Raw genomic sequence first — 12,694 nt, 5'->3', positions numbered from 1 at the left:
GTCTTCAATGAGCCGTCGTTGATGATGGGCGGCTATTTTAGTGAACCACTCTTTATTGATTGATCATGCGCATTAACTCGGCGCAAATCCACACCATATAATTGGCCCAGGCATAACCAAATACCGAGAACATAACCGCAACGGGAGCTAAGTGGCGATTAAATGCCATAGCCACTATTGGCGATGATGCTGCACCGCCAATACAACATTGGCTGCTAATGGCCATATACGCTAAGGGTGCTTTCATGATGAGTCCTGCAATCAAAATCAGTAATGCATGAAAACTCAGCCAGACAAAGCCAATTGCAAAATAGATAGGAAAGTCATTGATCATGGTTAAGTCCATTTTTAATCCCATGGTGGCGATTAATAAGTACAGTAACACGGTTGATATTTTCGATGCGCCCTGGCGCTCTAGACGACGAACTTTAGTGTAAGACAGCGCAATACTGACGCTGGTGACAATGATAACAATCCAAAAAAAGTGCGACGTGAAGCTGAGTTTTTCCGATTGAGGGTAGTGTAGACTAAAAAACGGCACTAATAGATCTGCCCCCAGATGTGCCAAGCCTGTGACCCCAAATCCCACCGCAAAAATAACCATATAGCTGGACAATGTAGGTAATGACAATTTAGTTGTAGACTGGGATTGGTCGCGCAAATTAATGCTTTCAACCAGTTTATTGATGCCATTATTGTCGGCGTTTAAGGTGTTATCTATTACTTTCGCGTGATTGGCACAAAAGAGTAAAAATGACATCCAAAGCGCTGAAAACACCACGTTCACAGAGATCATGATGGCAAACATATTGTCATCAACAGCATAAACCTCTTTCATCGCCAGTTGATTTGCCGTGCCGCCGACCCAATTAGCCGCAAGAGTCGCCATGCCTCGCCAGGCAGCCGTGCTACCTTGCCAACTAATTAAGTCCGGTGACAACAGCGAGAAAATATAGAGCGATAAAGGGCCACCGAGAACAATACCGAGACTACCCACTAAAAAAAGTACAATAATCTTAGGGCCAAGCATGAGCATAGACTTAATATCGACGCTAATGATGAGTAGGGTGAGGCAAGCCGGCATAATATAGCGCGAGGCAATACTGCTCAATTGGCTTGCAGAGGTGTCAACCAGCCCAAAGGTGTTAAATAATGAAGGCATCACATAACACACAACCATCACCGGCACCCAGCGATAGAATTTACGCCAATATCGATGTGGATGTTCACTGGTATAAAAAATCAGCCCCAATGTCGCAGCCAGTAAACCCAGAATGACAGGATCTTGATTTATCATTGAGCTGGAGTGGGGACGCTAAAGTCTAAAAATTCGCGTGTAAGACGTGTTAGCGGTTCATCATTACGATAAATAGCCCAGTAATGACGTGAATAATCCCAATGGTTTAATGCAAGCTCGACTAGCTCGCCACGAATAATCTCTTCCTCAACCGCTAAAAGTGGCAGTACACTGACTCCAAAACCGGTGCCTATGGCACGTTTAATTGCCCCCATCGTGTTCATCGATAACTCTTGAGTAATAGTAATGTTGGCACTTTTAAGCAGTTGAGTATTTCTTAAGCGAGAAACTGAAATGGTCTCGTCCATTACCCAGAGTTGTTGGGATAATATTTCGCTGGTAATGGCTTCTGTCACAAGAGGATTATTGCATCCAGTAACAATGCAGAGTCTGTCTTTAAGCCAAGGTTCTTGAGATAGGTTTTTTAGCCCAGGTTTTGCGTCTACAAAACCCAAATCCAATTCTTTTTCAGCCACCATTTGTTCAATACAAAGACTGTTATTGATGACTAATTTTATATCGACAGAGGGGTGCTGCATTTTAAATAATGGGATTTTACGCGACAACACATAATTGCCCGTTGTTTTACTGCAACCGACTTTAATACTGCCTCTAATATTATTACCTTGAGCAAATACATGCTCTAACTCCATGCCTTTTGAGAGCATTTCGTTAGCATAAGGTAGTATTACCGCGCCATTATCATTAATGGTGAGTCCCGTACTGCTGCGCTCAAATAAACGGCTGCCTAATGAATCTTCTAAATCGCGTAAGGCCATGCTTACAGCAGGCACTGACAAATGCAGCTCTTTAGCCGCTTTAGATATTTGGCCACAGTTATGGATGGCTTTAAAAATAGACAATTGCTTTAAGGTGATCCGCATAAGTATATCGATAGTGGTTAATGAATTGAGTATACCGTGTCTGAACCAGTGGCAAGGTAACGTGTGGCGTAAAATGTTAGAACTGTTAACAAGTGCAAAGTTCTCAACAATAACAACAAGCCAAGTCAGTGCTACGGGAGGTTAACTTGGCTTATTAAATGCCTTAATACTTGTATTCTAGGTGCGTGTTAGAAGTTATATCGTACTCCAATACTTGCAATGTTATCGTCTACAAGATCGATGACCGTGCCTGAATTCGCGATTTGGTACTCACCATCATACATAGCATAGTGTGCTTGCAGCATGGTCGATTTTGATAATTGATATCTCGCGCCAAATATTAATGAGGTGACTTCAACATCGGTTGCTTGGTTGAAATCGGCACTCGATGCAACTGCTGAGTTATATTTGATGAACTTACCAAAACCGGCTTGGTCTCGACCGTATTCAACTTTTAAATCAACCCCGTTTAAATCGTAAGTGACCGTGAAAAAGTATGAATCACCTTCTTTTTGATCGTAACTTTGGCTTTCGGTGTGTTGATATAGGCCACCGACTTTAAATTGGCCCATTTTTACTTGACCAACACCGCGATAGGCATCCACGCCGCCGATAGTGTTGTAGGCTCCAGCAACGTAATAAACGGTGTTTTTAAGCTTTTTATCGCCAGCGACAACACTTAGGGCATACTGAGTTTCGTCACTGCCTTCAAAATTATCATCCATTAGGTAGGTGCCATTGACAGTAAATAAACCTGCAATAGTTGGAGAGTAATAAGTAATACCATCTGCTTTTCTGTCTTGACCGGCAATCATGCGGTTATAAGCAGCGTTGGTTAAATCAAATGCTTCGACATCACCTTTAGATGATTTCATCACTGTGTCGTTACGACCAATTAACACCGTCCCCGCATCAGAAATTACACCTAAGTAGGTACTTCTGGCACTGAAGACTTCTTCATCACCTTCGTTAGTTGCGCTATTTACCTGAACTTCCATTTGATAAACTAACTGTAAATCATCATTGATTTTCTCACTGCCTTTCACACCTACACGGCTAAGGTTGTTTTCTAAAACCGTGCCTTCTTTTCTATTTTGGGTGGTAAAACCCTGATCTGAATTCGTCATCGATATATCTAAACGGCCATAAGCGGTAGGTGAATCGGCTATTGCGGTAGCAGACATTAACGATAGTGCAGATAGTAATGCCATAGAAATTAAGCTTTTATTTGTGTTCATAGTCATCTCTTCTCATTAGTTCATTGTTTTTGGAATGAGTTGGCTTTCAGGTTGAGTTGAAAGCATGGACTAATGCTAAAGATTAACGTGAGGGTGAACATGAATGTGAGTCACAGCATGTTAGATTTCAGGGCATTTTAAGAAAGTCTGAACAGTGTTTCATAAAAACTTAACCAAAAGACAAATTTGATACGCGTCTAAGTTTTACTATTCCTTTATGGGTAACCTTGCCGTCAACAAAGCAAGTTAATACCCAATAAGAAAAGGAATGAACAATGAAACTAAAATACTTAGTCTCAGCGATGGCAGTGATGATGCTATCTTCTGGTACTGCAGTGGCGAAGTCTACCGACTTAGCGACATTTCACGCTGATATGGACAGTTGTCAGTCTTGTCATACTAAGCCTATTAAAGTCAGTGACAGCGAAACTCATGAAAATGCTCAGTGTAAGTCATGCCATGGTGATTACGCTGAATTAGCTAACGACAAACTACAATTTGATCCTCATGCTTCGCATTTAGGTGACATTAACTGTACAAGTTGCCACAAAGGCCATGAAGCACCGAAGTTTTACTGTAACGAGTGTCACTCATTTGATCAAAAAGACATGCCTTTTTCTGACGCTAAAAAGAAACAGCCCTGGGATACCGGTTGGGATCAAGACAAAATTCAAAAAGCCATCGCAGCAGGTCCACGTGAATCAACAGGCGTACTTGTTGTGGGTGCCGGTAGTGCAGGTTTTAACGCATCACTTACGGCTAAAAAAGCAGGCGCAGATGTTATTTTGGTAGAGAAAGCCCCATTCAGTGGTGGTAACTCTATGATTTCAGCGGGTGGTATTAATGCTGTTGGTACTAAACAGCAAAAAGACCATGGTGTAGATGACAGCGTTGAATGGTTTATCGAAGATGCGATGAAAGGCGGTCGTCAACATAATGATAAAAAATTGGTGACCATTCTTGCCGAAAAATCTGCTGACGGCGTGGAATGGTTAGAGTCTTTAGGTGCTAACCTAGACGATCTAAAACGTTCTGGTGGTGCTCGAGTTGATCGTACTCACCGTCCACACGGCGGTAAAAGCTCTGGTCCAGAAATTATTGATACCTTACGTGCAGCAACCAAAGCTCAAGGCATTGATACTCGTTTAAATTCACGCGTTGTTAAGTTAGTGGTTAATGATGACAACACTGTTGTTGGTGCGGTTGTCCACGGTAAGCATTCTGGTTATTACATGATTGGCGCTAAATCAGTGGTATTAGCCACAGGTGGTTATGGCATGAATAAAGAAATGATTGCTTATTACCGCCCAACAATGAAAGACATGACCAGCTCTAACAACATTACTGCAACAGGCGATGGTGTGTTACTGGCAAAAGAAATTGGTGCCAGTATGACCGATATCGATTGGGTTCAAGCGCATCCAACCGTCGGTAAAGACAGCCGTATTCTGATTTCAGAAACTGTACGCGGTGTTGGTGCTGTTATGGTTAACAAAGATGGTAATCGCTTTATTAGTGAGTTAACCACGCGTGACAAAGCGTCAGATGCCATCTTAAAACAACCAGATCAATTCGCTTGGCTTATTTTTGATAATCAACTATATGCAAAAGCCAAAATGGTCCGTGGTTATGATCACCTAAACATGCTTTACAAAGGTGATACCATTGAAAAGTTAGCTGAAAAAACCGGAATGAAAGCGGCCGATTTAGCTAAAACCGTCAGTGACTACAATGGGTATGTTGCTACAGGTAAAGACACTGCGTTTGGTCGTGGTGATATGCCACTTAATATGACACAAAGCCCTTACTATGCTGTTAAAGTTGCGCCTGGTATTCACCACACAATGGGTGGTGTCGCGGTCAATACAACGGCATCGGTTCTTGACCTTCAAAGTAAGCCTATTGTTGGTCTGTTTGCTGCTGGCGAAGTGACTGGGGGTTTACACGGTTATAACCGCTTAGGTGGTAACGCCATAGCAGACACCGTGGTCTTTGGCCGAATTGCCGGAGAAAATGCGGCTAAATATGCGCTAGACAACAAATAGATTCACTTCATCTTACCCCTTGCGTTACTTTGGGTTAAGCCATCTGGCTTAACCCTTTTTTATGGCTAATTAATTTCTAGACCGTGAATGTAATACCAATTCCATTAATTATCTGGTCATTCAGCGGGAGTTCTGTGTCTTCTAGGCAAGTAATAGAATTGAAGGCATAGTTGCTCTCGGCAACTGCTCCTGCGCTGCTCTACCTCCTGCATCCATGCAGTCGTACGTCAAAATGCTATTAAGCAGCATAGAAGGCACAGAAACCCGCCTTGCAGGAGGCACTCAGACCGTTCATTTCTTTGTTGCATCGTCTTAGAAGGGAATAACCATTATTACAACAATGCGCCTCAAACTGAGCAATCTGAGTGACTCTGATTGGTCACATAATTAATGGAATTGGTATAACCTTTGCTGTGCAGGTTTACTTTCATTGTTAGGATTTGACGGCAAGCAAATATATTAAGAAGGATTAGCGACAGTGAGTTTCGTCACTATTTCAAATACAAAAAGCCGCTATGCAGTGCATTGCGGCTTTTTGTTAAATGGTTTGAACTAACGAGATGCTAATTGAACGTTACAGTTCTATTACCTCAAATGTCACGTTAGGATCAACATCAGCTTCGTAATCGATACCATCGATACCAAAACCGAACAGTTTTAAAAACTCTTCTTTGTATTCATTGTAATCGGTCAATTCGCTCAAGTTTTCAGTGGTCACTTGTGGCCATAAATCGCGGCAATGTTGCTGAATATCTTCACGTAATTCCCAATCGTCTAAACGCAGACGGTTCTCGCTGTCTACGACTGGTGCTTGACCATCTTCACGGTATAAACGTTCGGTAAACAAACGGTAAATTTGCTCCATGCAACCTTCGTGAAGGCCTTCTTGACGCATCTTTTTAAATACCATGGCAATGTACAGTGGCATGACAGGAATGGCTGAGCTGGCTTGGGTTACGACGCTTTTTAGTACCGCGACGTTGGCAGAACCACCTTTTGCAGCTAATTGGTTATTTAACGCATGTGCTGCGCGGTCTAAATCCATTTTGGCTTGGCCAAGTGCACCATGCCAGTAGATTGGCCAGGTTAACTCAGTTCCAATGTAACTGTAAGCCACAGTTTTGCAGCCGTCAGCTAATACGCCTGCATCGCTAAGCGCACTCATCCATAATTCCCAGTCCTGGCCGCCCATTACTGTTACGGTATCGGCAATTTCTTGCTCGGTTGCAGGTTCTACTGAGGTTTCAATAATGGTATTTTTATTGGTGTCTACTGCTGTAGCCGAGTAGGTTTGACCAATTGGCTTGAGTGATGAGCGGATCACTTCGCCAGTGTCTGGCAGTTTGCGAACCGGTGATGCTAATGAATACACCACCATGTCGATTTGACCTAAATCTTGCTTAATCAGCTCAATCACTTGTTGCTTAGCTTCATGACTAAAGGCATCACAGTTTATGCTTTTAGAGTATAAGCCTTCAGCTTTAGCAAACTTGTCAAACGTTGCGGTGTTGTACCAGCCAGCAGTACCCGGTTTGGTATCAGAGCTTGGTTTTTCAAAAAATACACCAATTGTTGCAGCGTCACTGCCAAATGCAGAGGCAATACGTGATGACAAGCCATAACCACTAGAAGAGCCCACAACAAGGACTTTTTTAGGGCCGTGAGCAATTTTGCCTTTGGCTTTAGTGAGTTCAATTTGCTCTTTTACATTGGCTTCACACCCAACTGGGTGAGTTGTTGTACAAATAAAGCCACGGATCTTAGGTTTAATAATCATATTTTGGTTTCTTCCTTTAACATTGGCTCTAGGATAATTAGTTCGACGCGTAAATGGCACTGATTTTTGCTAAAAAGCCTGTAAATGTGCAGTGGTTGGAGCAGTTTAGCGTCGTTGCATAAATTGACTTTGCTCTTGAATTAGCCGTTGTGTGTATTCATGTTGAGGCGAGTTAAATAGTGCTTCTGTGGTGGTTTTTTCGACCATAATGCCATTTTGTAATACCATGACTTTGTCGCTAACGTGGCGAACAATGTTAAGGTTGTGCGACACAAAAATATACGACAAACCCATCTCTTTTTGTAATTTTAACAACAAGTTGATAATTTGCGAACGTACAGATAAATCCAACGCAGTTAAGGCTTCATCGGCAATAATAATTTTGGGATTAAGCATTAATGCTCGTGCAACGGCAACACGCTGTTTTTGGCCTTCAGAAATCATATGCGGGTAAAAATCGGCATGTTCTGGCAATAATCCTACTTTACGCAGGGTTTCAAATACCAAGGCTTTACGCTCATCAGAATTGAGTGTGGTATTAAAGCGTAAAGGCTCTTTAAGTAAATTGCCTATCGATAAACGGGGATTGAGGGAGGTGGTGGGATCCTGGAAAATCATTCGAATTAACCGGCAACGTTGCTTTTGGTTGCGGGTTTCTAATGCTTCACCTTCAAAAAATATTTCACCACCGCTGCGTCGTTCAGCGCCCACTAAAATACGCGCTAAGGTGCTTTTACCTGAGCCAACTGAGCCAACAATCGCCATGGTTTCACCGCGTTCGAGTTCAAACGATACCGGCGCTAAAGCTTGGTAGTATTGTGGTTTAAAACGTTTGTAACCTGTGACGTATTGTTTGCACAAGTCGTTCACTTTAAGCAATGGCGTCGTCATCTTCTTGTTCACTTTGATAAGGGAAATGGCAGGCAAAATAGCGACCTTTATTATGTTCAAGGTTAGGCTGTTTTACGCATTTACGCTGTGCTTCAGGGCAGCGAGGACCGAGTCGACATCCTGCTGGCAAGTGCTGCATCGACGGTGATGAACCCTGGAGTGTCGGTAAGTCAGTTTTATGACGCATTTTTTGGGTATGATCGGGTAAGTTTTTTAACAGTGCTCGCGTGTAAGGGTGGTACGGTAACTCAGCCATTGCCGCAGCTGGCCCAGATTCCATTACCTGTCCACTGTATAAAATGGTCAGGTTATCACACCAATTCACCATAATTTCAAGCTCGTGGCTCACCAATAATATCGATACATTTTGCAGTTGGTTAAGTTGTGATAATAATCTAAATATTTGCGCCTGAGTATTGAGCTCCATCGAGTTAGTTGGCTCGTCAGCAATCAACAGCTTAGGGTGATTAGCCACCGCCATTGCAATCATGACTTTTTGGCATTCGCCCTCCGACAACTCCCAGGGATAACATTTCATCAGCTGTTTGGGTTTTTTAATGCCCACTTTATGTAACCATTTTTGGGCATTTAAATAAGTGTCGCGACTACGACGCCAAAAAGGCACATTTTTATTGGGCATCATGGCTTCGATAATTTGGCTACCAATGGTTTTAACTGGGTCTAAACTGCCAGAAGGGTCCTGGAAAATCATTGCGATGTCGCAGCCCATTAAATTACGGCGTTCTTTGGCGCTCATTTCTAGCAGATTTTTACCGTCCCACATCATACGGTCGGCAACAATGTGCCAATTAGGTCCAAGTACACCTAAAATTGCTTTTGCCAGTAGGCTGCGGCCAGAACCTGATTCACCCACTAAACCATGGATTTCACCTGGATTGATGGTCAAGCTGACCTTTTCAAGCACTTTAACGCGGCCTTGCGCGGTATCAAGTTCGATGGTGAGGTTACGCACGTCGAGTAATGGCATAAGTTAGTTTCTTATTGGTGCAAGTGCTGAGCGTAAACCGTCACCCACTAAGTTTACGGATAAAACCGTAAACAAAATGGCTACTCCGGGAATGGTCACTGTCCAGGGGGCGAGTAATAAATTATCCAAACCTTGTGCAACCATCGCGCCCCATTCAGGACTTGGTGCTTGTGCGCCTAGGTTTAAAAAGCCTAATGCTGCAATGTCTAATATGGCTGCAGAAATGGCCATTGTGACCTGAATAATCAGCACATCCCACACGTTAGGCATAATCACATACCAAAAGATTTGCATGGAATTAGCTCCGTCTAATCTTGCAGCGGTAACGTATTCTTTTTGCAGCTCTTCATGAACAGCCTGATGAATTGCACGCACAAATTGCGGGATCATCGCTATTCCTACGCCCCAAAATACATTATTCAGTCCAGGCCCCATTACTGCGACCACAAGAATAGCCATAAGTAATGACGGGATAGACAGTAGTGCATCGAGTAAGTGACTTAATACACTCGACTTTATCCCGCGCATCATTCCCGACAATGAACCAATAATAAAGCCAAAAAATAATGATACCGCAACAATTAATAACGACATGCCAAAGGTTAATTGTACGCCATGTAAAATGCGGCTGAAAATATCACGACCTAAATCGTCGGTACCTAAAAAGTGTTCGACTTTACCTGCAGGGTCCCAAGAAGGAGGCAAGAGTAACACTTGCTGATCTTGAGCTTCTGCGGAGTAGGGCGCGATAATAGGAGCAAAAATGGTCAGCACCAGTAAAAAAATCACCGCCCACAGACCAATCACCGCAAATGGGTTAGCTGAAAAGCTCTGCCAGACACGCCACATTGGCGAGTCAATATGCTCTTCATGGTAGACTTTAATGCGCGGCATATAATTCCTTTCTACTCATCGGATTGATTGCGGTGTGCATTAGGTCAATCAAAATACTCAAGAAAATAATCAATAGCGACACAGACAAAATGCCTGCTTGTATAACAGTATAATCCCGTTGATAAATCCCCGAAACCAACCAACTGCCAACGCCAGGCCATGAAAATATCACTTCGACAACAATGCCATAGCTAGCAAATGAGCCGAGCATTAAACCAATACTTTTTAATACCGGGATTAGTGCATTAGGCATAGCGTGGCGGACTAAGATTTTAAATGTATGTAATCCCCGCGCTTCAGCGGCGCGAATATAAGTTTGATTCATCACATTAATCATCGCCTGGCGGGTGATGCGTACTACAAGGGTAAATGGCAATACTGCGAGTGTTACCGCAGGTAAAATCAAATGCAGCAGTGCGTCATGAAATGCTGGGATACGATAAGCAGACTCTGACATTAATGTGTCCACTAACATAAAGCCGGTAACCGGTTCGATTTCATATAATAAGTTAATTTGCCCCGAAATCGGTAACCAACCTAAATTAACCCCAAACCACATTGACAGCGTTAATCCGAGCCAAAATACCGGGATGGAATAACCTGTTAAGGTGAAGGCTAAAATACTGTGTTGCAAAGCTTTATTTCGACTCAACGCCGCGATTACCCCAATCGGCACGCCAAAAAATACTGCAATAAATCCAGAAAACAATGATAACTCGAAAGACGCAGGTAAAACCGATGCTAATTCACCTGCCACCGTTTGCTGTGAGTTGCTCGAAATACCCAAATTGCCCGACAATCGTTGCCGAAGGTAAGCGGTAAATTGCAATAATACATTATCGTTTAACTGGTAATCGATCTCTATTTGCCGTTGCTGCTCAGCGGTAGGGTATTGTACCCCAGATAACGAATAGGCTTTGTTTACAGGGAACAATCCCGTGGCAATGAACAATACCGCAATCATCACCATCGATGTGGCGACAAACAGGGTGATGCGTCTAAAAAGGTAACGCCACATTTACTCGACTTCCTCTGATATTTGTATTGCTTTTGCAAAGGATATTCCGCCATAGGGGCGAATTTGCATCGCGGTAATATTGTTCTTTTTCAGGACGACCTTCTTTGCATGAGCCAGTGTCACCATAGGAACCTGATCACTAATAATGGCTTCAGCTGATTGATAAAATGCTTTGCGTTCTGGTTGCGAGGTCACGCTTTGTGCCTGGGTGAGTAAATGCTCAAAGTCTTTTTGACACCACCGAGAACGGTTATTGTTTGAGGCTAGTGCCGCACAACTTAATAATGGTGTAAAAAAGTTATCTGGGTCACTGTTGTCAGCATTCCAACCAATTAAGACTGAATCGTAGTTTGAAGCAGACAGCTTTTGAGTAAACACACTCCAATCATAGCTAATGATATTGAGTTTTACGCCTACCCTGGCTAAATCAGCTTGGATAAGTTCGGCTGTCTTCAGGGCGCTTGGGTTATAAATACGTGCCACGGGCATTGCCCAAACATTAATGGCTAAATTGTTTACACCAGCCTCATTGAGTAACTCAATGGCTTTTTGCGGGTTATATTCATTGGGGGATAAATTTTGAGAATAGGCCCACGATGCCGGAGGCAATACGCCTGTAGCTTCAACGGCGGTATCGTTATACACAGCATCAAGAATATTGCGTTTATCAATCGCATGGGCAAGGGCACGCCTAACGCGAACATCATCGAGCGGCGGTTTTTGGGTATTAAACGCCCAAAATGACACATTTAAACCGGGTTTGGCATCTACGACTACATCTGGGTGTTGAGCTAACACGGCAAGTTCGCCTGCTTTAGGTAATGCCGATACACTGCAATCACCGGTTATTAATTTTGCAATACGCGCAGTGCTTCTTGGGGTGATATCAAACACTAGCTGGTCAAGTTCGACCGTAGGTCCCCAATAAACAGGGTGTTTTTTAAAGCGAATATACTCATTTTTAACATATTGGCTGAGCTGAAACGGGCCTGTGCCTACAGCATAGTAATCAATGTCTTCAGGTCTCCCTTGAGATAACAATTGATAACCGTATTCTGCAGATAATATCACCGCAAAATCTGTCGCCAAATTCGATAAAAATGAGGCATCTTTCCGGGTTAAATGAAATATCACTTGATAGTCATTGACCTTTTCAATGGACTCAATGAGCTCAGCAAATCCAATACTTTGAAAAAACGGGTATCCGGTTCTACTCACGAGGTGATAAGGATGTAACGGATCAATGATGCGATTGAATGAAAACAGCACATCGTCGGCATTAAAGTCCCTTGATGGCGAAAAATGGCGTGTTTTATGAAAACTCACATGTTCACGAAGGGTAAACTGATAGCTTAAGCCATCTTCAGACATTATCCACTGCGTGGCAAGGCCAGGAATGATATCGCCTTTAGCCTGACTATAGTTGACTAGCCTGCTATAAATTTGGTGTGAAGTGGCATCGATAGTGGTGCCAGAGGTCACTAATTGTGGGTTAAAGCTTTCAGGGTTACCTTCGCTGCAATATACCAAACCAGAAGGCAATTGTGCTTGTCCACATGCAGCCAGTAATAAACTGGTAAAACATAAGGAAATCAGCTGATACCAGCGTTTTACTATAACAGGCATGGTGTGATCATTTTTTATCGACTTTAAGTCATCATT

The 12,694-nt window shown here is 43.0% G+C and carries 10 protein-coding genes; 1 reads left to right on the top strand and 9 read right to left on the bottom strand.

Going from position 1 to position 12,694, the window contains the following annotated elements; genetic code table 11:
• Positions 1-52: 52 nt before the first annotated feature.
• The 3 genes from GQA99_RS07855 to GQA99_RS07845 form a co-directional block, all read right to left on the bottom strand.
• Positions 53-1,297, bottom strand: a complete 1,245-nt coding sequence (locus GQA99_RS07855) for a DUF819 family protein (RefSeq protein ID WP_160053348.1) — start codon at positions 1,295-1,297, stop codon at positions 53-55.
• The gene (locus GQA99_RS07850; protein WP_160053347.1) at positions 1,294-2,181 is read right to left on the bottom strand and encodes a LysR family transcriptional regulator; all 888 of its coding nucleotides are present in this window, start codon (positions 2,179-2,181) and stop codon (positions 1,294-1,296) included. Before GQA99_RS07850 ends, GQA99_RS07855 begins: the two co-directional genes overlap by 4 nt.
• A gap of 188 nt (positions 2,182-2,369) precedes the next feature.
• Complete coding sequence (locus GQA99_RS07845; RefSeq protein WP_308426345.1) at positions 2,370-3,419, bottom strand: porin; 1,050 nt, start codon at positions 3,417-3,419, stop codon at positions 2,370-2,372.
• 275 nt (positions 3,420-3,694) lie between these two features.
• On the opposite strand from GQA99_RS07845, the gene GQA99_RS07840 reads away from it, so the two are divergent.
• The gene (locus GQA99_RS07840; RefSeq protein WP_160053345.1) at positions 3,695-5,464 is read left to right on the top strand and encodes a flavocytochrome c; all 1,770 of its coding nucleotides are present in this window, start codon (positions 3,695-3,697) and stop codon (positions 5,462-5,464) included.
• Between the two features lie 574 nt (positions 5,465-6,038).
• Here GQA99_RS07840 and fabV read toward each other — a convergent pair.
• The 6 genes from fabV to GQA99_RS07810 form a co-directional block, all read right to left on the bottom strand.
• Positions 6,039-7,241 carry an enoyl-ACP reductase FabV gene (gene fabV, locus GQA99_RS07835; protein ID WP_160053344.1) on the bottom strand — a complete coding sequence of 401 codons (1,203 nt, stop codon included), beginning with the start codon at positions 7,239-7,241 and terminating at the stop codon, positions 6,039-6,041.
• Positions 7,242-7,346: 105 nt separating this feature from the next.
• Positions 7,347-8,132, bottom strand: coding sequence for a peptide ABC transporter ATP-binding protein (locus GQA99_RS07830; RefSeq protein ID WP_160053343.1), 786 nt, complete (start codon positions 8,130-8,132; stop codon positions 7,347-7,349).
• On the bottom strand, positions 8,113-9,120 hold the full coding sequence (locus GQA99_RS07825; protein ID WP_160053342.1) for an oligopeptide/dipeptide ABC transporter ATP-binding protein: 1,008 nt from the start codon (positions 9,118-9,120) through the stop codon (positions 8,113-8,115). Before GQA99_RS07825 ends, GQA99_RS07830 begins: the two co-directional genes overlap by 20 nt.
• A gap of 3 nt (positions 9,121-9,123) precedes the next feature.
• Positions 9,124-10,014: an ABC transporter permease subunit gene (locus tag GQA99_RS07820; protein WP_160053341.1), complete on the bottom strand. Its 891-nt coding sequence runs from the start codon at positions 10,012-10,014 to the stop codon at positions 9,124-9,126.
• Entirely contained in the window at positions 10,001-11,032 is a 1,032-nt protein-coding gene (locus GQA99_RS07815) for an ABC transporter permease (RefSeq protein WP_160053340.1), read from the bottom strand. The genes GQA99_RS07820 and GQA99_RS07815 overlap by 14 nt, the downstream gene beginning before the upstream one ends.
• Positions 11,033-12,658 carry an ABC transporter substrate-binding protein gene (locus GQA99_RS07810; RefSeq protein WP_160053339.1) on the bottom strand — a complete coding sequence of 542 codons (1,626 nt, stop codon included), beginning with the start codon at positions 12,656-12,658 and terminating at the stop codon, positions 11,033-11,035.
• Positions 12,659-12,694 lie beyond the last annotated feature (36 nt).

The sequence above is a fragment of the Shewanella litoralis genome, assembly GCF_009828585.1.
In the GTDB taxonomy this organism is placed as follows: domain Bacteria; phylum Pseudomonadota; class Gammaproteobacteria; order Enterobacterales; family Shewanellaceae; genus Shewanella; species Shewanella litoralis.
The sequence above is the reverse complement of the archived record's forward strand: the minus strand, read 5'-3'. Positions and strand labels throughout refer to the sequence as shown.

What these genes read in the sequence shown, in the direction of transcription:
- GQA99_RS07855 (WP_160053348.1), bottom strand. Translation starts at nt 1,297, where the DNA reads ATGATAAATCAAGATCCTGTCATTCTGGGTTTACTGGCTGCGACATTG.
- GQA99_RS07840 (WP_160053345.1), top strand. Translation starts at nt 3,695, where the DNA reads ATGAAACTAAAATACTTAGTCTCAGCGATGGCAGTGATGATGCTATCT.
- GQA99_RS07845 (WP_308426345.1), bottom strand. Translation starts at nt 3,419, where the DNA reads ATGAACACAAATAAAAGCTTAATTTCTATGGCATTACTATCTGCACTA.
- fabV (WP_160053344.1), bottom strand. Translation starts at nt 7,241, where the DNA reads ATGATTATTAAACCTAAGATCCGTGGCTTTATTTGTACAACAACTCAC.
- GQA99_RS07850 (WP_160053347.1), bottom strand. Translation starts at nt 2,181, where the DNA reads ATGCGGATCACCTTAAAGCAATTGTCTATTTTTAAAGCCATCCATAAC.
- GQA99_RS07815 (WP_160053340.1), bottom strand. Translation starts at nt 11,032, where the DNA reads ATGTGGCGTTACCTTTTTAGACGCATCACCCTGTTTGTCGCCACATCG.
- GQA99_RS07830 (WP_160053343.1), bottom strand. Translation starts at nt 8,132, where the DNA reads ATGACGACGCCATTGCTTAAAGTGAACGACTTGTGCAAACAATACGTC.
- GQA99_RS07820 (WP_160053341.1), bottom strand. Translation starts at nt 10,014, where the DNA reads ATGCCGCGCATTAAAGTCTACCATGAAGAGCATATTGACTCGCCAATG.
- GQA99_RS07825 (WP_160053342.1), bottom strand. Translation starts at nt 9,120, where the DNA reads ATGCCATTACTCGACGTGCGTAACCTCACCATCGAACTTGATACCGCG.
- GQA99_RS07810 (WP_160053339.1), bottom strand. Translation starts at nt 12,658, where the DNA reads ATGCCTGTTATAGTAAAACGCTGGTATCAGCTGATTTCCTTATGTTTT.